The sequence below is a fragment of the Mesorhizobium sp. SEMIA396 genome (genome assembly GCF_024518615.1).
Classification (GTDB): domain Bacteria; phylum Pseudomonadota; class Alphaproteobacteria; order Rhizobiales; family Rhizobiaceae; genus Mesorhizobium.
The window spans coordinates 42,201-63,277 of record NZ_JANIFC010000010.1; the positions used below are offsets into that span (position 1 = coordinate 42,201).

Sequence of the window (21,077 nt, forward strand, 5' to 3'; positions counted from 1 at the left end):
CCACGCCTCAGCTTCTTCATTGGTTCGCCGCGCGCCGGCTAAAGCCCGAACGGGTAGGTGTCGGGAACGCCGGTTCTTGCATGCTCCGGGCCAAGCGGCGTCACTGCCGCGGTTTTGTCGAACCATAGGAACGCGTCGAACTGCCGGGGCAGGGAAGCGTCCGCATAGTGGCTGCCCAGCTCGGTTTCCGGCCGGTAGATCACCCCGATGAATCGCTCCAGCCTGCGTTCCAGCAGCCGCTCACGCAGCGTTGTGTCGCGCCCGAGGTCGAGCAGGAACCGCGACACAAGGGAATCGTGGCAAAGCCGTTCGTAGCTGTCGGCGTGCGACGCGCGGATTTGCTTCACCTCCATTTTGCCGTCCCAGTCGCTGGCGGCCGCTACAGTGCCGGAATGCGTGCCCATACCGATCAGCGCTGCCTCATCCCCGAAACGCTGCCGGCAGAGCTGGCCGATGTTCAGTTCGTCCCTGACGACGCCCATCTCGGTAAAGCGGGCATCGCCGATATGGGAATTGTGCGCCCACACCACGGCCTTGGCGTTGGGGCCGCCGGCATGCAGCAAATGTTCCAACGTTTCGAACATGTGCGTGTCGCGCAGGTTCCAGGACTCCGCGCCGCCATAGTACATGATCCGGTAATAGTGTTCGGCGGACGCGATCAGCCGGGCATTCTGACTGGCGTCGAGAAAGTCGGTGCCGTCCCTTTTTGCATATTCGAGCTGTTTGGCGAGCAAGTCCCGGCATTGTTCCAGCACCGCTTTCTCGCATTTTTGATAGCCGGCGGTGAGCACCGCGCGGCCGTAGGTGGACGGATCGTGTTGCCAGGGCGTCAGGCAGCCATAGCGTTCGCGCGCGATCTTGGCTGCCGGGGGATCGACCCGGTCGAGATAATCGAGGACCGCGCCGATGGAACCGCTCATATTGTAGATGTCGAGGCCGTAGAACCCTGCTTGCGCCGAAGGCTCTAGCTTCTCGTTGTGACGGCGCATCCAGTCGGTGAAGGCCGCGACATCGGTGTTGCGCCACATCCAGGTCGGAAATCGCTGGAATGGCGCGCCAGTGCCGGTTCGCGGCCGACGATGGCGAACATAGCGGTCGATCGCCGCTGCGTCGGGCCAGTCCGCCTCGACCGCGACGATGGTGAAGCCGTGGCGTTCGATGAGCCTGCGGGTGATCGCCGCGCGCGCCCTGTAGAATTCGGACGTGCCATGGCTTGCCTCGCCAAGCAGAACAATGCGCCGGTCGGCAAACCGATCGAACAATGCGCCGAAGGCCGGATCGTCGAAATCGGGCAGGGGTTCGGCCGCGGCCGCGATCATATCAGGCAGGCTGATCGGATGGGGATGTCGAAGCGGACGACCAACGTCGGTGGCCGTGCCGTTTTCCGACCAACCCTGCTCGCCGATCAGAGGGACGAAGCGCACGCCGCCGAAATCCTCCTCGCTATAGGTTGCGGCGCCTGTCCGGGTGACTTTGAGCAGACGTTGCAAATCCGGGTCGTCGCCGACCGGAATGACGAGCCTGCCGCCGACATCGAGTTGCTCCTGAAGGGCGAGCGGTGCGCCGGGACCACTGGCTGTCACCACGATGGCGTCGAACGGCGCCGCCTGCGGCCAGCCCTTGGTGCCATCGCCTGTCCGAACCTCGATGTTTTGGTAGCCGAGTTTTTCAAACCGCCGCTTCGCGGCTTCGGCCAAACCGGGATGACGCTCTATCGTGTAGACCTGTTCGACGATCCGGCTCATCACCGCGGCCGCGTATCCCGAGCCGGTGCCAATTTCGAGCACATGGTCACCCGGTTTGACATCCGCCATCTCGATCATGAACGCGACAATGTAGGGTTGCGATATGGTCTGGCCATCGGCGATCGGCAGCGGCGTGTCTTCGTAAGCAAATTCCTCGAAGCCGGGTTCGACGAAGGCCTCGCGTGGAACTTCGCGCATTGCCTGCAGAATCTCACGGTCATGAATGCCACGCCGGCCGACATGGATATTGACCATTCGATCACGGGCACGAGGAAGATCGAGCATCTTTTAGCTCCCTTTGGTGCAACGCTTCGAGGCTATCCTTCGCGGTACCTGCCTTGAGCCTGGTCTTCGCGATTTCAGTTTCTAACCGCCGGAGGACTTCAAGGTTCCCGCCTATTTGCGGATAGGGCCGCAAGCCCGGCCGAGATGGCGTCCGGTCTCTCGGCCGCGTGGGTCGTGACGCCGACCCGAACGCGGCAGTCGGGGGTTGCTCAAGCGCAAAGATGCCCCAGTTATCACCAGCGAACCGAAGCTGGAGATGTCGATGAACGACAAGGCTGCCGCGACGCCGCAGGCCATCGGCCACGAACGGATCGACCTCATGGACCGCTACTGGCGCGCCGCGAATTACATCTCGGTCGGCCAGATCTACCTGCTCGACAATCCGCTGTTGCGCGAACCGTTGAAGGCCGAACACGTCAAGCCGCGGCTGCTTGGCCATTGGGGCACGACGCCGGGGCTGAACTTTCTCTACGTGCATCTGAACCGCGTCATACGCGAACGCGACCTCGATGCTCTGTTTATCTGCGGGCCGGGCCATGGCGGTCCCGCAATGGTCGCCAACGCCTGGCTCGAGGGCACCTATAGCGAGATCTATCCCGATATCGGGCAGGGCGAAGACGGCCTCAGGAAACTGTTCCGGCAGTTTTCCTTCCCCGGCGGCGTGCCAAGCCATGCCGCGCCCGAGACGCCAGGCTCCATCCATGAGGGTGGTGAATTGGGATATGCGTTGGTTCACGCCTTTGGCGCGGCCTTCGACAACCCGGATCTGGTGGTTGCCTGTATCGTTGGTGACGGCGAAGCCGAGACCGGTCCGCTCGCGGCGGCATGGCATTCCAACAAGTTCCTGAACCCGATGTCGGACGGCGCCGTCCTGCCGATCCTGCATCTCAACGGCTACAAGATCGCCAATCCAACGATCCTCGGCCGTATGGACGATCAGGAGTTGCGAAGTCTCTTCGCCGGCTATGGCTACGAACCGTTCTTCGTCGAAGGCCACGAGCCGCTTGCCATGCACCAGTCGATGGCCGCGACGCTCGACACGGTGCTCGATCGCATCCGGTCCATTCAGGAGCAGGCACGGGCTCCGGGATGGCATGGTCAACGCCCGCAATGGCCGATGATCGTGCTGCGCAGCCCCAAGGGATGGACAGGTCCCAAGGAGGTCGATGGCGAGAAGGTCGAGGGTTTCTGGCGTTCGCATCAAGTGCCGGTGTCGAACGCACGCGGAAATGAGGGCCACCGCAAGATCCTCGAGAACTGGATGCGAAGCTACGAACCGGGAGAGCTGTTCGATGAAAGCGGGCATCTGTTGCCGGGGCTCGCGGCACTTGCCCCAACAGGGACAAAGCGCATGGGCGCAAGCCCGTACGCGAATGGCGGACTGTTGAAGCGCGATCTTGTGCTTCCCGACTGGAAAAGCCTGGCGCTGGAAGTGCCTCGTCCGGGAGGCGTCGTCGCTGAAGCGACGCGGATTTGCGGAAGCTATCTTCGCGAGGTGTTCCGCCTCAATGCCGAGGCGCGGAATTTTCGCCTGATGGGGCCGGACGAGACGTCATCCAACCGCCTCGACGAGGTGTTCGAAGTTACCGATCGGCTCTGGATGCAGCGCATTGAACCCTACGACGTCCATCTTTCCCGTGACGGACGTGTCATGGAGGTGCTCAGCGAGCACCTCTGCCAGGGCTGGCTTGAAGGCTATCTGCTCACCGGCCGCCACGGCCTGTTCTCCTGCTATGAGGCCTTCATCCACATTGTCGATTCGATGGTCAACCAGCATGCCAAATGGCTGAAGACCTCCGGCGAGCTTGCCTGGCGCAAGCCGATCGCCTCGCTCAATTACCTTTTGACCTCGCATGTCTGGCGGCAGGATCACAATGGTTTCAGCCATCAGGATCCGGGCTTTGCCGATCTGGTCGCCAACAAGAAGGCCGATACGGTAAGGCTCTATTTTCCGCCGGATGCCAACACCCTGCTGTGGATCACAGATCATTGCCTGAGAACCTATAACCGCATCAATGTCATTACCGCCGGCAAGCAGCCGGCACCGCAATGGCTGTCCATTGAAGAAGCCGAAGCGCATTGCAAGGCGGGGGCGGGCATCTGGGAATGGGCCGGTACGGTTGCTCAGGGCGAGGAGCCCGACGTGGTCATGGCCTGCGCCGGCGACGTGCCCACCCTGGAAACGCTGGCCGCGACCGACATTCTGCGCTCTGCGATCCCCGACCTGAGAATCCGTGTCGTCAATGTTGTCGACCTGATGACGCTGCAGTCGAACACCGAGCATCCGCACGGGCTCGCCGATGGAGACTTCGATGCGTTGTTCACGAAGACACGGCCTGTAATCTTCGCCTATCACGGCTATCCCTATCTTATTCATCGCCTGACCTACCGTCGCGCCAACCATGACAACATGCATGTGCATGGCTTCCGCGAGGAGGGCACCACGACGACGCCGTTCGACATGGTGGTGCTCAACGAACTCGATCGCTACCACCTCGCGCTTGCCGCCATCGAACGTGTGCCGGGACTGGCCGAAAGGGCTGAAGGGCTTGCCGGCGAACTCCACGGCCGGTTGGTGAAGCACAGGGCTTATGTCCGCGAGCACGGCGAGGATATGCCCGAAATCCAGAAATGGAGCTGGCCCGACAAAGGCGCGGCAAAGGCGCGCCAATGACGCGTCGGTCGATCCTGGCGCTGAATGCCGGTTCGTCCAGCATCAAGTTCGCGCTTTACGATCTTGTCTCGTCACAGGATATGCAGCTCGTTTCGCGCGGCACGTTGGACTTGGGCGACACACCCACACTCCGCGCAAAAGCGGCCGACGGAACGGTGCAGTGCGATCGGCAGCTCGCCACCGACAAGCCGCGGGACGCGGCCATAGGCGAGATGCTGAATTGGGTGCAGGGCGAAATCGGCGAAAGAAACCTGCTCTGCGCCGGCCATCGTATCGTGCATGGCGGAAGCGAGTTCATCGAACCTGTCCGTCTGGCCCCAGACATCATCGACGCCATCGACAGACTGACGCCGCTCGCTCCGCTGCATCAGCCTCGCAGTCTCGCGCCGGTCCGCGCGATAGCCGCCTTGCAACCGGACCTGCCACAGGTTGGTTGTTTCGACACCGCTTTCCACCAGACGATCGATCCGCTCGTGCGGCGCTTCGCCCTTCCGCGCCAATATGAAGGGCAAGGCTTGCGCCGCTACGGGTTTCACGGTCTCTCCTATGAATACATCGCCGGGCGGCTCAGCGGGATATCGCCAACTCTTGCGGCGAAACGCACCATCGTCGCCCATCTCGGCAATGGTGCCAGCCTTTGCGCTTTGCGCGAGGGCAAGAGCATCGATACGACGATGGGGTTTTCGGCCCTGGATGGCCTCGTCATGGGCACGCGGTGCGGCGCCATCGATCCCGGCGTGCTGTTGCACTTCCTACTGGAAAGAGGCATCGCGGCTGAGGAGCTGCAGACGATGCTTTACGAGAAGTCGGGACTGCTCGGCGTATCCGGTATTTCGGGCGACATGAGGACGCTGGAAGGGAGCAACGATCCTCGCGCCCAAGAGGCGATGGCGCTTTTTGCCTTCCGCGCGGCGAGGGAAGCAGCAGCGCTTGCAAACACGATGGGTGGTCTTGAATGCCTCGTGTTCACCGCCGGCATCGGCGAACGGTCCGCGTCCATCCGCAAGGCCATATGCGAAAAATTGACCTGGCTTGGCGTGGTGCTTGAAGAACGCGCCAACGACATCCACGCCGAAATCATCAGTCGTCCCGAGAGCAAGGTGGAGGTGCGCGTGATTGCGACCGATGAGGAAAGTGTCGTTGCACGTCACAGCCGCAAGGTGATGCAAGCCTGAAGGCTCGCCATTGGCATCGGAAACCCGACGTCGGTTGGGCTCGGTAAAAGCGCGGGCAAGGGCATTCCCTGTACGAAAATTACCAAGCAAGCGGTCGGGGGAACCAACGGCCCATGGAAATATTGTGCGAGCAATCTCGGCTAAACCCGAGACCGTCGGCACGATGATCAGGCCGACAGCCTTACTTCAGGCATTGGCTGAGGAATCCATGTTTACGGACGATGTTGCGGTGAGGCGCCTGAAAATCCTGGTCCAGCAATATGTCGAGACACGCAAGAAACGCCACGATGTGATCTCTACCGCCAAGGCCGGAACCGCAATTCGGGAGGTGATGCCAAGTTGCCCGCTTTCGGGAAAGGCCTTCGATGATCTGATTGCGGCCTGCGCCATCGAGCATGGCCTGGCTGTGCTCTTCGACAATCCGGGTACATCAGGCACTGAAATCTGAGGCTGGCGCTTCCGATTCCATCGTCGCAATGAGGAGTTCAGTCGGCATGTCCAGGTACTTTTTCGACCTTCGAGACGAGAGCGGAAGCTTGCAGGAGGATCCCGAGGGCCAGGAATTTTCTGATCTAGCGAGCGCCGAGGAAAACGCGATGGCGTCGGCGAAGGAAATCCTCGCCGAAGAACTGCTGCATGGCAAGCCGCTGCGTACCGGATTGGCCTTCGAGATTTTTGACGAGAACCGCAACCTGGTGCTGCGCTTCCCCTTTGCGCTCGCGGCCGAAAAGGCCGGCGAGCCCCCTTAATCCCGAATTGCCTGGCGGCCGATCCCCTGCAGGGGTCATGCAAGCCGGGCCTCAATGCGTCCTATCCTTCCGCCTTGAAGTTTCTGGCTTCTTTCTCGACCTTGGGGCTGTCCTTGCCATGCTTTTGCATAAGCTCCTTGGCCTGCTTGGGTGAGACGTCGGTGGTCTCTGCCAAGCGCAGCGCCTTCTTGTCCTTGCTTTCGGTCTTCTGCTTCTTGGCCGTCATGGCTCTTGAACTCCCTTGAAGCCTGTTCCGATCGATCTTTGCCGGTCCCGAGCATATCCAGATGAATTGTCATTGCCTGGTTTGCTTCGACGAGACGTCAACGAGACGATGCGGGTCAGGTTCCGTGCATCGTCTGCTCATGTCCGAACTTGTCACGCCACGCGGCGATACCGATGGCGATCTCGGATGAATTCATTGAAGAAGCGGCCTTTTGAGAAAGCTTTGGTGAAAGCGGCATAAGTTACCGGAGCAACATCCTCATAGTCGTAACGTTTGCCGCTCGGAACAAACCAGACCGAGAGGATCCTGGTGGCGGGGTCGTATTGTGCGTTTCGGATCACGGTCGATGGCATGGTGGCACCCGACGGGTCTGCCCGAATAACCCGTTAGCGATCGTCAGGTTCCGCCGATGCCCTCGCGCCTTGCACCGCGACTACCGGTCGCGCGGGTTGCCCAACTTCGGGTCGCGCTTCCTCGAATATCGGTCGATGCGTGGCAGGCTGTCATCAAACTCGATGTACGGTAGCCTCAGATCCCAATAGGCATGGGCTTGCGGCTGAAAACCTTCAGGTTTGTCAAGAAAACCGACCGTCACGTAGAACTCGTCCGGCAGACCTTCGTCGCTATAGCCTATCGAGCTTCCACAGTCCGGGCAGAACGTGCGGGTGACGCCTGGCGTTTTCGAAAAGGCCTTCGGTGTCCCTCTAAGAAGCTGAAATTGCTCAGGCCGGTAACCGACCCAGATTGTCATCGGACTTCCGATGGCCCGGCGGCAATCGTCGTCGTGATCGTAGCATATCCAGAAAGGCTCTCCGTCCATGGCTGCGGCGATCCCTCCGCAGAAGCAGGCTCCGGTCTCGCGCCGCATCGTCTGTCCATCCTGTCGCGCCCAAGGGACGTTCAGAGAGCGGCCAAGCGGCCGCTCCCGTTCAAGGTGAAGTCCTCGAAATCATGCATCGTGATGCTCGGGCATGCTCTTGAGCTGATCCTTGGTCCAGTTCGTCACCGCGTGAACGTCGCCGTCTTCATCGCGCATGAATTCCAACTGGCTCGCGGGAACGGCCACCGGCTTGGCACCTATGCCGAGAAAGCCGCCGACATCGATGACGACCTGACTGGCGGCTCCAGAGCCGTGGACGTGCGAAACGCTGCCGACCTTGTTGTCGTCCGCGTCGTAAATCGTGGCGTCTTCGAGAATGTCTGGTGTCAGTTCGGTGCTTGTGAGGCGTACGCGGTTGGTGTGATCCATCGTTCGAGACTCCTGTTGGGTGGAGTATTTGAACCTCTCAGCCGAGCAAACGTTCCGAAGAATTTCGGGGCGACGGACGGACGACGCAAGGACGCAAGAACCCTCAAATCAGCCTCGGGCCCGAATTGACTCGCAAAGCTCTGTACGGAAGCGTACAAAAGGAAATCGTCAGCAGCACAATTGGGCGCTGACGCTTGGGAGTGACCACCGCTCTTGCCCATCGCGAGGCATGGCGTTGCATGGCAAAGGCGCCCGAGCACCCCGGTCTGCCAGTAGACGCGATAACCGCGCTGGCGCGGGATACAGGCGCCACTGAACAGCAGATACGCGAAATCATATTTCTCCAAGAGTTCGATCGCGCCTCTATCCTGCGGGAGGCTCGTTTGCTGGCGAAAGATGGTCAGCCAACAAGGCCTTCGAGTTTTCAGCAGTAACTGTCGGTTTCATACCAACGCGCCGGCTCGTCTAGTGCTGCGCGAGACGAGGTCTATGGTTCGTTACCGTCCGCTCGTTAGACGGACGCGGCCGGCTAAGAGATCCCAGTGCTCTTGCCCAAGGGAAAAGAGTCTCGTGGATTACCAGATACTGCAAGCCAAGAGCGAATTGCTTCGCCGCATGAGCGCGGACGATCTCGCGCGGCTAAGGCCGCATCTGGCGAGCGTTTTCCTGGAGGTGCGCGCGCCACTGGAGAATGCGGGGCAGAAGATCGAAGCCGTCTATTTTCTGGAAAGCGGACTGGCCTCGGTGGTGGCGCGGACTGCGCCAGCGACCGAAGCGGAAGTCGGAATCATCGGGTTCGAAGGAATGACGGGTTCGGCCCTGATCATGGGGGACGACCAGGCGAACTTTGATTGTTACGTCCAGTCGACATGCGAGGCGCTCCGGATAGAGGCTGCCCCATTCGTCGAAGCCCTGGAGAACAGTCCTACGTTGCGGTCGTTCCTGTTGCGCTATGTCCAATATTTTCATGTTCAGACAAGCTATACGGCTTCGATCAACGCACGGCAGAGCCTGGAAGTCCGGCTGGCGAGATGGCTTTTGATGTGCAGCGACCGCACTGTCGGCGACAGACTTATGATAACCCATGAGTTTCTGTCCATCATGCTTGGTGTCAGGCGTCCGGGGGTTACCGTCGGTCTGCAGATGATCGAGAGTTACGGCTATATCCGAGCGCGCCGCGGAGAGATCACGATCCGCGATCGAGATGGTCTCATAAAGTTGGCGCGAGATTCTTATGGTCCACCTGAAACCCAGTATCGCCGGCTAATCGGAGATTTGGGCTCGCATCATCCCGCGAGGCAGGAACGGCCTCGCGCTTGAGCGCTGGGCCAACAGAGGCTTCTCCGCCACTGAGCCGCCAAGGACCATTTCAAGTGGCCGACGCGATGGTGCCGGTGAGACACCGTTGCCTAAACCCGCGTCGGCCACCGCGGCATTTTTTGGGGATGCCGCGTTGCCAATCTAGTTGCTGACAAGCAACTGGCAACGAAGGCTCGCGGTTTGGTAAGAACCGTACGTACATGCATGCAACCTCCCTCGGTCGCATTCAAGGCATGCCCGCGAAATCCTGAGTAGAATACCGTCACCCCGATAATCTCCGGATTGGCAGGCTTTGATGCGGTGATGTCCACAGGGTGGGGTGCAGATGCTGGCTCGGTTCCGATATTGCCAGGCGGGCTGGCCTTCACCATCTAGCTGGGATGGCGGCACCCAAATCGAAAACACTCGGCTCCGGCTCATCCGGGCTCCAGCACGATCTCTTTGGTGCTGCCGACGACCTGCCGGAAGGCTTCCTCTACCAGCCTGATCTTATCACCGCGCAAGAAGAAACCGAACTCGCCCGGCATCTCGAAGGCCTGCCTTTCGAGGCGTTCGATTTCCATGGCCATCTGGCAAACCGGCGCGTCGTGGGTTTTGGCCTGCGCTACGACTACGATAGGCGCCAGGTAGTCGAGGCCCCGCCGATCCCTGACTTCCTGTTGGCCCTGCGCGACCAGATCGCGGCGTTGGCAGGCAAGCCCGCCGAGGCCTTCGCGCAAGTGTTGATCAATGAATACCGGCCCGGCGCCGGCATCGGCTGGCATCGAGACAAGCCTCATTTCGAAGACGTTGCGGGTGTTTCGTTGCTGGCGCCTTGCAGCTTCCGGCTCCGGCGGAAGAATGGCGCCAAGTGGGATCGCCGGACCATCGTCGTCGAACCAAGGTCGGCGTATCTCATGACTGGACGATCGCGCACTGAATGGGAGCACAGCATTCCGCCAGTTGACCTGCATCGATACTCGATCACCTTGCGGACATTGCGCTAACTCCGCAGGAGGATCGGACGCCGAGCCGTTCTGAGACATCGCCAGCGCCATCACGAGTTCTTGAACGCAAACGGTTCCGGGAACCTCCTAACCACAAGTTGGTTTGGAGGACAGGTACAGCTTCAAAGGTGGAGAATGTCCATGGCCCGTGCCCGATCCGTATTGGTGGCCGCCAGGCGTCCGTTGCATAAAACGCCGATGGCAGTCGCAAATGCGTGTTTCGTCGGCACATTGCTGACCGACGCTGCCTATTGGCAAAGCGCTGAAATGATGTGGGCCGATTTCTCCGCCTGGCTGCTGCTTGCCGGCCTGCTTGTAGGCGTGCTCGCGGTTCTTGCAGCACTGGTCGATTTGTTTACCGACCGGCTTTCCGGTGAAGCCGGGCGCGTATGGCCATATCTCCTCGGCAGCCTCATCGTGCTCGTCATGTCGCTCTTCAACGCACTGGTGCACAGCCGGGATGCCTGGACCTCGGTCGTGCCGACGGGGCTCATCCTGTCCGCCGCCGCCGTGATCGTTATTCTCTTGGTGGGCCTGCTGGGATGGAGTTCCGGCCGCACTCAGGTGGAGGTGGTCGAATGAATGTCTCCGCCAGACATATCCCGCGTATCGCCAGCCTCGGTCTGCTGTGCGGATCGATTTTGGTGCTGCCCGCATGCAGCGACAACGAACCGGATCCCACCGATCAGGTCGGAGCGAACCCGACGCTGCCTGAACCGATCCAGTATCTGGTGCCGCCGATGCATGTCGCGTCGGTCATCGGTTGGAAACAGGAGGAAAGGCCGACGGTCGCCAAGGGTTTGCAAATCCAGGCCTTCGCCAAGGGCTTGAAGCATCCGCGCTCGCTTTACACATTGCCGAATGGTGACGTTCTGGTGGTCGAATCCGTGGCGCCGCCCGGTGCAGCGATCAAGCGGCCGAAAGACCTGGTCATGGGCTGGATCGAGTCCATGGCGACGTCGGGCGGCGGCACCGAAGGAAGCAACCGTATCACTCTGCTGCGCGATACCAACGGCGATGGTGTGCCCGATGTCCAGGAGGTTTTTCTCGATCATCTCAATTCGCCCTTTGGTGTGGCGCTGGTCGGCAACGATCTCTACGTCGCCAACACCGACGCCATCGTGCGGTACCCCTACACGTCGGGCGACACCAAGATCACCGCCCCGGGCACCGTGCTGACGCCGTTGCCCGGCGGGCCTATCGATCACCACTGGACAAAGTCTCTCGTGGCCAGCCGCGACGGGTCTCTGCTTTATGTCGGCATCGGATCCAACAGCAACATCACCGAGAACGGCATCCAGGCGGAAAAGGACCGGGCCGCCATCTGGGAAGTCGACAGGGCCACTGGCCGTTATCGTGTTTTCGCGAGCGGCCTGCGCAACCCCAACGGACTGAGCTGGGAGCCGCAGAGCGGCGCGCTGTGGGCTGTTATCAACGAGCGCGACGAGCTCGGTCCTAACCTGGTTCCCGACTACATGACCTCGGTCAAGGACGGCGCGTTCTATGGTTGGCCGTACAGCTACTATGGTCAGCATGTCGACCCGCGCGTGATGCCGCAGCGGCCGGACCTGGTCGCCAAGGCGATCCCTCCCGATTATGCCTTGAGTTCCCACGTCGCACCTCTGGGCTTGGCGTTCTACACTGGAACCAACCTGCCGGACCTGTATCGCAACGGCGCCTTTGTTGGCGAGCATGGCAGCTGGAACCGCAAGAGCTTCAACGGCTACAAGGTCGTTTTCGTGCCGTTCAAGGACGGTCATCCAGACGGCAAGCCGCAGGATGTCGTCACCGGTTTCCTCGACAAGGACAACAAGGCGCACGGGCGGCCGGTCGGTGTTGCCGTCGACAAATCGGGCGCGTTGCTGATCGCCGACGATGTCGGAAACACGGTCTGGCGCGTAACTTCCGCGAGCCAGTAGGCACCTGCATAAACGCGGATCGCTTCACCTATCTCGGTGCAAATTCCGCCAGCGCCTTGACGAATTCTGCCGGTGCCTCGATCGGCAGGAATTCGCCGCAGTTGGCGATCATGTGACCTTGCAGGTTCTTTGCGCCAGACAGCCTGCGTCGGAATCGCTCATCGCTGTCTGTCCTCCAGTAGTGGTCAGTGCCCCTGTGAGCCGGCTGGACCGTCACCAAGTGGGAGGAGGGGGCCGTCTCGCCCCCGGCCTGTTGGTCCGCTTGGCGGAACAAGCATTCAACCCTGGCGTTAAATGCCGGGCGCTCCCGCAACGGGCGAATGGGCTGTCGCGACGTCGTCGCGGCGATTTGCAATTAGGACAATGCAGGGAGATCCAGATGCCGCTTACGGCCTTCGCACTCAATTGCTCGCTCAAAGCTTCGAACGACAGGGAAAAATCCTCCACCGATCGGTTGCTCGCCGATGTCCTGGCGGCGCTGATGCAATACGAGGTGAAGGGCGAGATCGTGCGTGCGCTCAGTCACGATATCAAGCCCGGCGTGCTCTCCGACATGGGCGAGGGCGACGATTGGCCGAAACTCAGAGAAAAAATACTGGCGGCCGACATTTTCGTACTCGGCCTCCCGATCTGGCTTGGCCAGCCCTCGAGTGTGGCCAAGCGCGTCCTGGAGCGGATGGATGCGTTTCTCGAGGAGACCGATGACAAAGGGCGCATGCCGGCAGCAGGAAAGGTGGCCTTGGTGGCCATCGTCGGCAATGAGGACGGTGCGCATCACTGCCAGGCGGAATGCTTTCAGGCACTGAACGATGTTGGCTTCACCATCCCGGCCAATGGCGGGGTCTACTGGGTCGGCGAGGCCATGCAGGAGGTTAACTATGTCGATCTGCCGGCGACTCCGGAAAAGGTCTCGGGTGCGATCGAAATGGCAGCATCAAACGCCGCCCATCTCGCTGGATTGCTGAAAGACCGGGGCTACTTGGGCGTCTCGGGGTGACCTTTGTTCGCCTGACATCCTTGAACCTGGCAGCGTCGATGCGGTCTCAGTCGGGAACAGGAAGGCTTGTAGCGAGTTCATAATCACATCAGCCGGCGACCGCCGCTCCCTCTAAGGCGCGAAGCCGCAAACAGGAGAGCAAGTCACGGGTCTCGGCACAATTCTTATCATCATTCTGATCATTGCATTGCTTGGCGGTTTTAGTGGGCTTGGCGGCGGGCCATTCTACGGCACCGGCTATTACGGCGGCGGCGGCCTCGGTCTTCTGCTGCTTATAGTCATTATCCTGGTCGTGCTCGGGCGTCTCTAGCCCTCGCGATGCGGTGGCAGGGTGTATCACCTGCCGCTTGCAGTCCCTTTTGCGGGTTGCTTTGAATCCATAGCAGCCCAGCAATGGCGGTCCGCCCTCTGGAGGGCGGACCACTGCTCGGACATATCAGGTCAAAATCAGGACGATCTTGAACGTATCCGGATCAACGATCACGATCCGGCCGTCCGCAAGCACGAAATACTCGTAGCTTTCGTAAGCGGGAACGATCTTGACGATACGAGCCGGCAAACGATGCAGCCTGACCTTTTGCCGCGGAACTTCGACGCCGACGGTGATGTCAAAATCGACGTTGGACACAGGCTCCACTTTCGTCTCCCGGATGATCTGGGTGACTTCGGTTTTCTGCTCCACCGTCACGTTGTTGATGGAACCGGTCGACGTCGTATCCTGCGTCGAGGCCTTGCCCTGGACCTGCTCGTCGGTTTGCGTCTTGGTCTTGTCCTGAGCCTGCTGGTCGGTGGTGGTGCCGGCCTTGCCTTGAGCCTGCTCGTCGGTTTGCATCTTGGCCTTGTCCTGAGCCTGCTGGTCGGTGGTGGTGCCGGCCTTGCCCTGAGCCTGCTCGTCAGTCTTCAGCTTGGTCTTGTCCTGGGCCTGCTGATCGGTTGTGCCGGCCTTGCCCTGAGCCTGCTCGTCGGTCTTCAGCTTGGTCTTGTCCTGAGCCTGCTGGTCGGTGGTGGTGCCGGCCTTGCCCTGTGCCTGCTCGTCAGTCTTCAGCTTGGTCTTGTCCTGAGCCTGCTCGCCCATCTTGGAACCATTCTGGCAGCCAGCTTGCCCGGAAGCGCAATTGGCGTCTGCGCCAGACTGGCTTTCGGGCTGTTGTGTCTGAGCCATCGCCGTTCCACAGCCGAGCCCGATCGCCAGCATGCTGGTAATGAGAACATGTTTCATGGGGAAATCTCCCTGGGTAAGATTCGTCCCTTCAGTGCGTAGAACCAGCACCCAAAAAAAATGTTCCGAGATAGTTGAGTGAGGGCTAAAAAACGACCTCGCTTGAGATCATACGATCGCGGGCGAAAGCCGCCGCTAAAACGACCTTTTCAACTCTGCCGATTGCCCTAGCTCTCTCCTGAGAGGAGACCGGATATGGCAATTTATAGTCTGAGAGTGGTCAGCTTCATTTTCGTTGTATTGGCTTTCGTTCCGGCCGCCGCGCATTTCTTCACGATGTTCAACAAGATGAAGCTCGACGGGCCGAACTATCTGGCTGCGCAACGCGCCTATGATGGATGGAGCCTGTTCGGCATCGTAGTGCTGGGAGCATTGCTCTCTACGGCCGCCCTGGCGATCCTGCTCTACCGAGCGAGTGCATCTTTCGGCTTGGTTGTTGTCGCCTTTCTCAGCATCGGCGCCACGCAATTTGCCTTCTGGACGCTGACCTATCCAATCAATCAGGCGACCCGGAACTGGACTGTCCTGCCTGAAAACTGGGAGCTGCTGCGGCGGCAATGGGAGTATTCGCATGCCATCGCCGCCGGCCTCAACGCCTTGGCGTTGCTTGTGCTTTTCCTATCGGCGCTTCGCGCTGCGGTGCGTTGAACGACCACGTCTTCACCAGCACGGCCGCCGAGCGTGCAGGAACCACCAATGAACCGAAATCATTGACCCGCCAGATGTTTCCAGCGTGGCCCGAAAATGAAGCGGTATTATTTCGATCTTCAAAACGGTGACGGCGCGATACCCGATGATAACGGGCAGCTGTTCGAATCCCGGGAACAAGCCAGAGCGGAAGCAATTCGTATTTTGCAGGATGTTGCCCAAGACGAAATGCCCGACTGCGATTTCGTCAAGGTAACCGTCAAAGTACGCGATGAGGTCGGTGCGCAGATGTTTGAGGCATCGCTTGTCCTGACCTCCGGATGGAGCGTGTGATGCCGCAGTGCTAGCGGCTATACCGCACCGGGATTTGCACGACATTCTCCGATCCAGGCAGATCGAAGGCCATGGCCAGCTGACGTACGGAGGCCATCTCCACGATCAGTTCTTCGATCGAAAGATCCGGCAGACCGGTCTTCACCCTCTGCCTCACCCTGGCCGCAAGTTCATGAACCCGTACCGGGACGAAAAGCGGGCTGTCGTCCAGCAGCTTGCTGATTTCGATGACCACATCAGCGTCGATGTCTTTCGGCAATTCCCGCATGGGCGTCACCTCCAATCGAAGCAACAGCCCGCCATATCGGTGCGGCGGGCGATCAGGCATTGAGCGCCGGGCAGTGGGATCGGAGAGGGACGTGCTCGGCGCTGGCCGATAGCCAGATTCATAAAGCTGCGGGCATCGGTGTGTCACGAAAAAATATCAGTACGAAAATTACCAAGCGGTTTCGTCCCACGCAATCCACAAGCGCCTTCCCCGAAATCGCGGCTCCGGCAGCGGCTGTTCCCGACAGAGGAGGAACAAAAAATATGGCCCGGAATTGAGACTGACGAATTGGAGGATCTGGCCATGGACAGCAGGGAAGAAAAGATCAAACGGCGAGCCCATGAAATCTGGGAACAAGAGGGCCGGCCGGCTGGCCGCGAGCAGGAGCACTGGGACCAGGCCGTGCAGGAGATCGAGGCTGAGGGTTCGGAGACTGAACGTGGCCCGGTTTTGCCTGATCCGACAGTTGCAGCCGATTCCAATAGCTTGAAGCGTTGATCGTCAGATGCCGTGGCGTCTTGAGAGGACGATCAGGCAACCAAATTGGTGGAACCTCGTTTGCCGGACAGCAACCAGAGGAGGTTTCGATGAAGAGGTTCTTTTCACTCCTGATCCTGGCCGCTGGCCTTACGCTCGGCGCCTGCGACAACAATATCGAGCCGATGAAAGCCAACACCGGCCCCATCAACAAGAACCCACAGGTTGACCAGGCCGCCAGGCCAGAGTCCGCGACTGGTGATGATAAGCCAGCTATTGCGCCTCAGAGCCAATGAACTCCGTCTCACATTGCGACACACCTCTGCTGCGCGTCGCCTATCTCGATGGTGGACCGCAGGACGGCGCCCCGGTTATCCTGCTGCATGGCTGGCCCGACGACGCGACGACATACGCTCGGATTTCGCCGGTCCTTCATGAAGCTGGCTTCCGGACGTTTTCGCCTTGGTTGCGGGGCTTCGGGCCGACATCGTTCCTGTCAAAAGAAATCATGCGCTCGGGCGAGATTGCCGCGATGGCGCAGGATGTGCTGGATTTTGCCGATGCGCTTGGCCTCAGCCGCTTTGCAGTCGTCGGACACGATTGGGGCGCCCGGATATCCTATCTGCTCGCGTCGGTTTTCCCGGACCGCATCAAGTGCTGTGCTGCGCTGTCGCTCGGCTGGCAACCAGGCAAACCAGCAACGCCGGCGCCCGGACAAGCGAAAGCATTTTGGTATCAATGGTTCATGGCGACGGCACGGGGCGCCGAGTTCGTACGAAACAACGGCAAGGAATTCGCCAGATACCAGTGGGACAGCTGGGGTCCATCAGGCTGGTTCGACGACGCTATTTTCGATGGTGTCGCGAGTTCGTTCGAAAATCCTGACTGGGCGGATGTGACGTTGCATTCCTATCGGGTCCGATGGGAAGAGGCCGAGCCCGATCCCCGCTATGCCGAACTCGCCCGCCGGCAAGCAGCGGTCAAGATCATCACGGTGCCGATCCTGACGCTTCATGGTGGCGCCGACCGCGTTGTGTTTGCCCAGTCCTCAGAGGGGCTCGAAGAGCATTTCACCGCGTTCTACAGGCGGGTGGTGCTGGATGGCATCGGACACTTCCCGACGCGTGAGGCTTCTGATCAGGTTTCGCGATTGTTGGCTGCGTTTCTCGACAGCCATGGCAAACGCTGAAGTGGGGTCGTCATCCGACCTCATAGTAGAGGCCGGAACCTGACGCATCGCCGCGCATTTCGTCTCCATGCATGACGAACCGAAATGCGGCCTCGCAATCAATCGGCAGCCAGGGAGAATTTGAATGCAAGCTTCAGACGCAATCTCAGCACACCATGCTGGCCAGCTGGCCATAGTACCGTTTGTCGGCACGGTGACGGTACGATTTTCCGACGCCATAGTCGCTGCTACGGAACGGGCGAAAGTGCTTCAGGAAGAAGGACATGAGCCCGTGTTCTACATCCCTTTCGAAGACATCTATTTCGACCTTTTCGAAAAGACGAACACCACCAGCCGCTCCCCTTCGAAAGGCACCGCGAGCTACTGGCGCGTCCATGCGGTGGGCAGCTCGGCTGACGATTTCATGTGGGCATACGAGACGCCTGAAACCGCGGCGCGGCCCATTGCACGTCATGGTGCATTCGATCCGGAAAAGGCGCGCATCGATGCTGAGCCCGCGGAGGACAGACGGCACACGCCCCACGTCCCGGAGTAGATTGCCCGTTCGCAGCGGGGCGAGTTGATTCAAGGCTGGTGCTGACGGCGCGGAAACTCGTCATCAAGGATGCGTAGTGCCTCCTCATATTTGACAGTCGATGCCCCGACCTGTCGGGCTTGCCAGATATTGTCCGCCAGATCCGCGCGCTTCACCGGCAGCGCCAATGGATTCGATGCCGCTCGTCGCACGAACGCGAAGTAGTCCTCGCCATCCCTGCGCGACATGGCGTCGACGGCCGAAGCGATCGTCGGGCCAAAACCGGCCTCGTCCAACCTGGTCCGGTTCCAGCCTTCGCCCTTTTCCACGACGTCATGGAGATAGGCGACGACCTTCTGGTCCGTGGTTTCGACCGCGTCGACGACCCGGCGGCAGTGCTCGATATACGGTCGCCCGGTCTTGTCGCGCTGTGCTGCGTGGACCTCTTCGGCAATCTTGGCCGCCCGGTAAAACATGCTCATCTGGCTTGCCCTTCAGACATGGTTTCACCATCGCTCCTCGGTATCGTGGTGCGGCAGGTCTATTCCGCAGCAAACCCAGCCAAGTCGCTGCCTCGATCCATAATTGTAGCGCGGCTCCAGGCGAGCCGGATCGTCGAACGTTCCGACATGCAACGCGATCTCTCCGGGCGATGCGTCATAGGCAAGGCTGAGCGGCGATCCGCAGGCGGAGCAGAAGCCCCTCCGGGCAATCGGTGAAGATCTGCGATAGGCCGGCGTCGCATTGGTCCAGGTCACGCTTTGGGAAGGCACCCAGGCCACAACTGCGAAGGCACTGCCGGTCGTTCGCCGGCACATATCACAATGGCAATAATGCACTCTCGGTTCGCTTCCAACGCGGAAGCGGATCGTGCCGCAGAGACATCCTCCGCTTAGTTCCATTTTGGCGCCCCGGCTGACTTGCGGCTCCAACGCCTCTCGCGCGGTCTCATGCGAGCACCTCCATTCATCTCAGCGGAAACGCCAGCCATTTGCGTCGGTTCCTGTGGCTATTTCAGGAACCAGTGCTTGCGCGCGGCGTTGCGTGTCTTTGCCGACAAAGTGAGGAAACAGGGAAATGCATCGTCGGTCGGAGAAGCGCTGATGTCGATGCCGGGGCTGGCATACGGACCTCTCGGCGATCGATGCATGCATGTCTGCGTGGATATGCAGCGGCTGTTTGCCGAGCCGTCTCAATGGGCAACGCCCTGGATCACCCGGGTTCTCCCGCAGATCGAGAGGCTGGTCGAAAGACGCGCGCCACAGACGGTCTTTACACGCTTCCTGCCAGCCGAAAAGCCGGGGCAGGGCGTCGGCACATGGAAGCGCTATTATGAGCGCTGGGCTTCCCTGACGATCGAGACGATCGGGCCCGAAATGACCGAACTGTTGCCGTCTTTAGCCGGCTACTGCCCGCCAGCGGCGATCATCGACAAGCACATCTATTCGCCCTGGTTCGAAGGGCGCCTCAGAGCCCTTCTGGTGGAGCGCGGCATCGATACGCTGGTCATTACCGGTGGCGAAACAGATGTTTGCGTTCTCGCCACCGTGCTCGGGGCCATCGATTTCGGCTATCGCGTGGTTCTCGTCACGGACGCGCTGTGCAGTTCTTCTGACGCAACCCATGATGCACTGCTGACCGTTTACCACCAACGTTTCGCGCAGCAGGTCGAGACGGTTGAGATGGAAACGGTTCTCTCGAACTGGACTTGACGTCCGCTAACCCGGCCCGGGTGGAAGTGTCCATGCTTCCTTGCGCGGTTGGGCTGCCTATCTGTTAAGAGAATGACGGACACCAGAACAGGTAGCAGACGTGACGCAACGATCGGGAAGTGCTGACCTTCCACTCCATGGCGGGCGCGTGCCGAAATGGCTCGGCGACCGCATGACGCGTCTTGGCGCTGTGATGTGCGAGGCGATCATTCATCACTATGGTCGAGACGAGCTGCTGCGGCGGCTGGCGCATCCATTCTGGTTCCAGTCCTTTGGTGCTGTCATGGGCATGGATTGGCACTCGTCGGGGATCACGACCAGCGTCGTGGGCGCTTTGAAGCGTGGCCTCACGCCGCTCTCCGGCGAGCTCGGCATTCATGTCTGCGGTGGTCGCGGCGCGCATTCGCGCAAAACCCCGCATGAGCTGGAGGCCATCGGCCAACGCGTCGGCTTCGACGGGGCGGGCCTTGCCACCGTCAGCCGGCTTGTCGCCAAAGTCGACAGCGCCGCGGTCCAGGACGGTTTCGATCTTTACCTGCATGGTTTCATCGTCACCGATGACGGTCGCTGGGTCGTGGTGCAGCAAGGCATGAACGGTGACAGCAAGGTGGCGCGCCGCTACCATTGGCTCTCCGAGGGCCTCAAGAGTTTTGTCGAGCAGCCGCATGCCGCCATCGAGGGCGTCCATCAAGGTGAGATCGTCAACCTGACCGACAGGCGCGCCGACGCGTCGCGCCAAGGGCAACTGAACCTTTTGCAAGACCTCGGACCCGATCGCATCCTGGGCGAGCTTGCAGCATTGGAGCGTTGCGCGGAGCCGACGCGCCGGCAAGAACCGGAGCAGCCGCTGCTGCCGCATTTGGTCATGCCGGCCCACCATGATGTTCGCGAAAGCGATGTCGTCATGCATCGTCTTCACGGCAATATCGCAGCCGCCGCGAACCGCGGTCCCACCGATTTCGCCGAGCTCCTTCTGGTCCCCGGCGTCGGCGCGCGTACGGTGCGCGCGCTGGCCCTCGTTGCCGAGGTGGTGCATGGCGCGCCTTGCCGGTTTTCCGATCCCGGCCGCTTCTCGCTGGCGCATGGCGGCAAGGACAGGCATCCATTTCCGGTACCGCTGAAGGTCTATGACGAGACGATCGGGGTTCTGAAGTCGGCCGTGCAGAAGGCAAAGCTCGGTCGCGATGAAGAAATCGGTGCCTTGAGGCGGCTCGACGATCAGTCGCGGCAAGTCGAACGATACGTGACCGGCCCCAGCCTGAAGGAAATTGTCGCGGGAGAATTCGACCAGTCGCATCTGCTTGGCGGGCGCAGCGTGTTTGGCTGGGAAGCGCCGCCGGACACAGCATCAACTGAGCGGAACGAGAAAGCGTGAGCACGGGTGGAGGGGCT

At 60.5% G+C, this 21,077-nt stretch carries 27 protein-coding genes; 18 read left to right on the plus strand and 9 right to left on the minus strand.

What is annotated here, in order from left to right:
• Window positions 1–38: 38 nt before the first annotated feature.
• The gene (locus NP503_RS22755; protein WP_127272199.1) at window positions 39–2,030 is read right to left on the minus strand and encodes a protein-L-isoaspartate(D-aspartate) O-methyltransferase; all 1,992 of its coding nucleotides are present in this window, start codon (window positions 2,028–2,030) and stop codon (window positions 39–41) included.
• A 262-nt stretch (window positions 2,031–2,292) separates the two neighbouring features.
• Here NP503_RS22755 and NP503_RS22760 point away from each other — a divergent pair, with 262 nt between their 5' ends.
• Genes NP503_RS22760 through NP503_RS22775 form a run of 4 tightly spaced genes read left to right on the plus strand, consistent with a single transcriptional unit; the run spans window position 2,293 to window position 6,628 of the window.
• The gene (locus tag NP503_RS22760; protein ID WP_127267423.1) at window positions 2,293–4,704 is read left to right on the plus strand and encodes a phosphoketolase; all 2,412 of its coding nucleotides are present in this window, start codon (window positions 2,293–2,295) and stop codon (window positions 4,702–4,704) included.
• Entirely contained in the window at window positions 4,701–5,879 is a 1,179-nt protein-coding gene (locus NP503_RS22765) for an acetate/propionate family kinase (RefSeq protein ID WP_127267422.1), read from the plus strand. Before NP503_RS22760 ends, NP503_RS22765 begins: the two co-directional genes overlap by 4 nt.
• Window positions 5,880–5,889: 10 nt before the next feature.
• Window positions 5,890–6,327, plus strand: a complete 438-nt coding sequence (locus tag NP503_RS22770) for a hypothetical protein (protein WP_245456899.1) — start codon at window positions 5,890–5,892, stop codon at window positions 6,325–6,327.
• 46 nt (window positions 6,328–6,373) lie between these two features.
• The gene (locus tag NP503_RS22775; RefSeq protein WP_127267425.1) at window positions 6,374–6,628 is read left to right on the plus strand and encodes a hypothetical protein; all 255 of its coding nucleotides are present in this window, start codon (window positions 6,374–6,376) and stop codon (window positions 6,626–6,628) included.
• A 61-nt stretch (window positions 6,629–6,689) separates the two neighbouring features.
• Here the strand turns inward: NP503_RS22775 and NP503_RS22780 are convergent, their stop codons facing one another.
• From NP503_RS22780 to NP503_RS22795, 4 genes are all read right to left on the minus strand, one after another.
• The gene (locus NP503_RS22780) at window positions 6,690–6,854 is read right to left on the minus strand and encodes a hypothetical protein (protein ID WP_081738679.1); all 165 of its coding nucleotides are present in this window, start codon (window positions 6,852–6,854) and stop codon (window positions 6,690–6,692) included.
• Window positions 6,855–7,006: 152 nt separating this feature from the next.
• On the minus strand, window positions 7,007–7,207 hold the full coding sequence (locus NP503_RS22785) for a KTSC domain-containing protein (protein ID WP_127267421.1): 201 nt from the start codon (window positions 7,205–7,207) through the stop codon (window positions 7,007–7,009).
• Window positions 7,208–7,287: 80 nt separating this feature from the next.
• Entirely contained in the window at window positions 7,288–7,722 is a 435-nt protein-coding gene (locus tag NP503_RS22790; RefSeq protein WP_127267420.1) for a GFA family protein, read from the minus strand.
• Window positions 7,723–7,803: 81 nt separating this feature from the next.
• Complete coding sequence (locus NP503_RS22795) at window positions 7,804–8,103, minus strand: PRC-barrel domain-containing protein (RefSeq protein ID WP_127267419.1); 300 nt, start codon at window positions 8,101–8,103, stop codon at window positions 7,804–7,806.
• A gap of 570 nt (window positions 8,104–8,673) precedes the next feature.
• Here NP503_RS22795 and NP503_RS22800 point away from each other — a divergent pair.
• The 6 genes from NP503_RS22800 (at window position 8,674) to NP503_RS22825 (ending at window position 13,635) form a co-directional block, all read left to right on the plus strand.
• Window positions 8,674–9,423: a Crp/Fnr family transcriptional regulator gene (locus NP503_RS22800; protein ID WP_127267417.1), complete on the plus strand. Its 750-nt coding sequence runs from the start codon at window positions 8,674–8,676 to the stop codon at window positions 9,421–9,423.
• A 380-nt stretch (window positions 9,424–9,803) separates the two neighbouring features.
• Window positions 9,804–10,409, plus strand: coding sequence for an alpha-ketoglutarate-dependent dioxygenase AlkB (locus tag NP503_RS22805; RefSeq protein WP_127267416.1), 606 nt, complete (start codon window positions 9,804–9,806; stop codon window positions 10,407–10,409).
• A gap of 141 nt (window positions 10,410–10,550) precedes the next feature.
• On the plus strand, window positions 10,551–10,991 hold the full coding sequence (locus NP503_RS22810) for a DUF2231 domain-containing protein (RefSeq protein ID WP_127267415.1): 441 nt from the start codon (window positions 10,551–10,553) through the stop codon (window positions 10,989–10,991).
• A complete protein-coding gene (locus tag NP503_RS22815) occupies window positions 10,988–12,328 on the plus strand; it encodes a sorbosone dehydrogenase family protein (protein WP_127267414.1) in 1,341 nt (446 codons plus the stop codon). Before NP503_RS22810 ends, NP503_RS22815 begins: the two co-directional genes overlap by 4 nt.
• 379 nt (window positions 12,329–12,707) lie before the next feature.
• A complete protein-coding gene (locus NP503_RS22820; protein WP_127267424.1) occupies window positions 12,708–13,325 on the plus strand; it encodes a flavodoxin family protein in 618 nt (205 codons plus the stop codon).
• A 160-nt stretch (window positions 13,326–13,485) separates the two neighbouring features.
• The gene (locus NP503_RS22825) at window positions 13,486–13,635 is read left to right on the plus strand and encodes a DUF3309 family protein (RefSeq protein WP_127267413.1); all 150 of its coding nucleotides are present in this window, start codon (window positions 13,486–13,488) and stop codon (window positions 13,633–13,635) included.
• Between the two features lie 126 nt (window positions 13,636–13,761).
• Here the strand turns inward: NP503_RS22825 and NP503_RS22830 are convergent, their stop codons facing one another.
• On the minus strand, window positions 13,762–14,544 hold the full coding sequence (locus NP503_RS22830; protein ID WP_127272419.1) for a DUF1236 domain-containing protein: 783 nt from the start codon (window positions 14,542–14,544) through the stop codon (window positions 13,762–13,764).
• A gap of 195 nt (window positions 14,545–14,739) precedes the next feature.
• Here NP503_RS22830 and NP503_RS22835 point away from each other — a divergent pair, with 195 nt between their 5' ends.
• Window positions 14,740–15,192, plus strand: a complete 453-nt coding sequence (locus tag NP503_RS22835) for a hypothetical protein (RefSeq protein WP_127272420.1) — start codon at window positions 14,740–14,742, stop codon at window positions 15,190–15,192.
• A 96-nt stretch (window positions 15,193–15,288) separates the two neighbouring features.
• The gene (locus NP503_RS22840; RefSeq protein WP_127267548.1) at window positions 15,289–15,525 is read left to right on the plus strand and encodes a hypothetical protein; all 237 of its coding nucleotides are present in this window, start codon (window positions 15,289–15,291) and stop codon (window positions 15,523–15,525) included.
• 10 nt (window positions 15,526–15,535) lie between these two features.
• On the opposite strand, the gene NP503_RS22845 is transcribed toward NP503_RS22840, so the two are convergent.
• On the minus strand, window positions 15,536–15,793 hold the full coding sequence (locus tag NP503_RS22845; RefSeq protein WP_127267547.1) for a hypothetical protein: 258 nt from the start codon (window positions 15,791–15,793) through the stop codon (window positions 15,536–15,538).
• Between the two features lie 303 nt (window positions 15,794–16,096).
• On the opposite strand from NP503_RS22845, the gene NP503_RS22850 reads away from it, so the two are divergent.
• The 4 genes from NP503_RS22850 (at window position 16,097) to NP503_RS22865 (ending at window position 17,994) form a co-directional block, all read left to right on the plus strand.
• A complete protein-coding gene (locus NP503_RS22850) occupies window positions 16,097–16,291 on the plus strand; it encodes a DUF2934 domain-containing protein (protein ID WP_127267550.1) in 195 nt (64 codons plus the stop codon).
• An 89-nt stretch (window positions 16,292–16,380) separates the two neighbouring features.
• A complete protein-coding gene (locus tag NP503_RS22855; protein WP_127267546.1) occupies window positions 16,381–16,566 on the plus strand; it encodes a hypothetical protein in 186 nt (61 codons plus the stop codon).
• Complete coding sequence (locus NP503_RS22860; RefSeq protein ID WP_127267545.1) at window positions 16,563–17,459, plus strand: alpha/beta fold hydrolase; 897 nt, start codon at window positions 16,563–16,565, stop codon at window positions 17,457–17,459. Before NP503_RS22855 ends, NP503_RS22860 begins: the two co-directional genes overlap by 4 nt.
• 124 nt (window positions 17,460–17,583) lie before the next feature.
• Window positions 17,584–17,994 carry a DUF427 domain-containing protein gene (locus NP503_RS22865; protein WP_127267544.1) on the plus strand — a complete coding sequence of 137 codons (411 nt, stop codon included), beginning with the start codon at window positions 17,584–17,586 and terminating at the stop codon, window positions 17,992–17,994.
• A 29-nt stretch (window positions 17,995–18,023) separates the two neighbouring features.
• Here the strand turns inward: NP503_RS22865 and NP503_RS22870 are convergent, their stop codons facing one another.
• A complete protein-coding gene (locus tag NP503_RS22870) occupies window positions 18,024–18,455 on the minus strand; it encodes an HD domain-containing protein (RefSeq protein ID WP_127267543.1) in 432 nt (143 codons plus the stop codon).
• A 24-nt stretch (window positions 18,456–18,479) separates the two neighbouring features.
• Window positions 18,480–18,875, minus strand: coding sequence for a GFA family protein (locus tag NP503_RS33415; RefSeq protein WP_127267542.1), 396 nt, complete (start codon window positions 18,873–18,875; stop codon window positions 18,480–18,482).
• Between the two features lie 201 nt (window positions 18,876–19,076).
• On the opposite strand from NP503_RS33415, the gene NP503_RS22875 reads away from it, so the two are divergent.
• Window positions 19,077–19,685, plus strand: a complete 609-nt coding sequence (locus NP503_RS22875) for a cysteine hydrolase family protein (RefSeq protein WP_127267549.1) — start codon at window positions 19,077–19,079, stop codon at window positions 19,683–19,685.
• Window positions 19,686–19,785: 100 nt separating this feature from the next.
• The gene (locus NP503_RS22880) at window positions 19,786–21,060 is read left to right on the plus strand and encodes a DUF763 domain-containing protein (protein ID WP_127267541.1); all 1,275 of its coding nucleotides are present in this window, start codon (window positions 19,786–19,788) and stop codon (window positions 21,058–21,060) included.
• Window positions 21,061–21,077 lie beyond the last annotated feature (17 nt).

Coding starts and splice junctions, on each gene's coding strand:
- NP503_RS22755 (WP_127272199.1), bottom strand. CDS start 2,030: ATGCTCGATCTTCCTCGTGCCCGTGATCGAATGGTCAATATCCATGTC.
- NP503_RS22760 (WP_127267423.1), top strand. CDS start 2,293: ATGAACGACAAGGCTGCCGCGACGCCGCAGGCCATCGGCCACGAACGG.
- NP503_RS22765 (WP_127267422.1), top strand. CDS start 4,701: ATGACGCGTCGGTCGATCCTGGCGCTGAATGCCGGTTCGTCCAGCATC.
- NP503_RS22775 (WP_127267425.1), top strand. CDS start 6,374: ATGTCCAGGTACTTTTTCGACCTTCGAGACGAGAGCGGAAGCTTGCAG.
- NP503_RS22780 (WP_081738679.1), bottom strand. CDS start 6,854: ATGACGGCCAAGAAGCAGAAGACCGAAAGCAAGGACAAGAAGGCGCTG.
- NP503_RS22785 (WP_127267421.1), bottom strand. CDS start 7,207: ATGCCATCGACCGTGATCCGAAACGCACAATACGACCCCGCCACCAGG.
- NP503_RS22790 (WP_127267420.1), bottom strand. CDS start 7,722: ATGCGGCGCGAGACCGGAGCCTGCTTCTGCGGAGGGATCGCCGCAGCC.
- NP503_RS22795 (WP_127267419.1), bottom strand. CDS start 8,103: ATGGATCACACCAACCGCGTACGCCTCACAAGCACCGAACTGACACCA.
- NP503_RS22805 (WP_127267416.1), top strand. CDS start 9,804: ATGGCGGCACCCAAATCGAAAACACTCGGCTCCGGCTCATCCGGGCTC.
- NP503_RS22810 (WP_127267415.1), top strand. CDS start 10,551: ATGGCCCGTGCCCGATCCGTATTGGTGGCCGCCAGGCGTCCGTTGCAT.
- NP503_RS22815 (WP_127267414.1), top strand. CDS start 10,988: ATGAATGTCTCCGCCAGACATATCCCGCGTATCGCCAGCCTCGGTCTG.
- NP503_RS22820 (WP_127267424.1), top strand. CDS start 12,708: ATGCCGCTTACGGCCTTCGCACTCAATTGCTCGCTCAAAGCTTCGAAC.
- NP503_RS22830 (WP_127272419.1), bottom strand. CDS start 14,544: ATGAAACATGTTCTCATTACCAGCATGCTGGCGATCGGGCTCGGCTGT.
- NP503_RS22835 (WP_127272420.1), top strand. CDS start 14,740: ATGGCAATTTATAGTCTGAGAGTGGTCAGCTTCATTTTCGTTGTATTG.
- NP503_RS22840 (WP_127267548.1), top strand. CDS start 15,289: ATGAAGCGGTATTATTTCGATCTTCAAAACGGTGACGGCGCGATACCC.
- NP503_RS22845 (WP_127267547.1), bottom strand. CDS start 15,793: ATGCGGGAATTGCCGAAAGACATCGACGCTGATGTGGTCATCGAAATC.
- NP503_RS22850 (WP_127267550.1), top strand. CDS start 16,097: ATGGACAGCAGGGAAGAAAAGATCAAACGGCGAGCCCATGAAATCTGG.
- NP503_RS22855 (WP_127267546.1), top strand. CDS start 16,381: ATGAAGAGGTTCTTTTCACTCCTGATCCTGGCCGCTGGCCTTACGCTC.
- NP503_RS22860 (WP_127267545.1), top strand. CDS start 16,563: ATGAACTCCGTCTCACATTGCGACACACCTCTGCTGCGCGTCGCCTAT.
- NP503_RS22865 (WP_127267544.1), top strand. CDS start 17,584: ATGCAAGCTTCAGACGCAATCTCAGCACACCATGCTGGCCAGCTGGCC.
- NP503_RS22870 (WP_127267543.1), bottom strand. CDS start 18,455: ATGAGCATGTTTTACCGGGCGGCCAAGATTGCCGAAGAGGTCCACGCA.
- NP503_RS33415 (WP_127267542.1), bottom strand. CDS start 18,875: ATGGAACTAAGCGGAGGATGTCTCTGCGGCACGATCCGCTTCCGCGTT.
- NP503_RS22875 (WP_127267549.1), top strand. CDS start 19,077: ATGTCGATGCCGGGGCTGGCATACGGACCTCTCGGCGATCGATGCATG.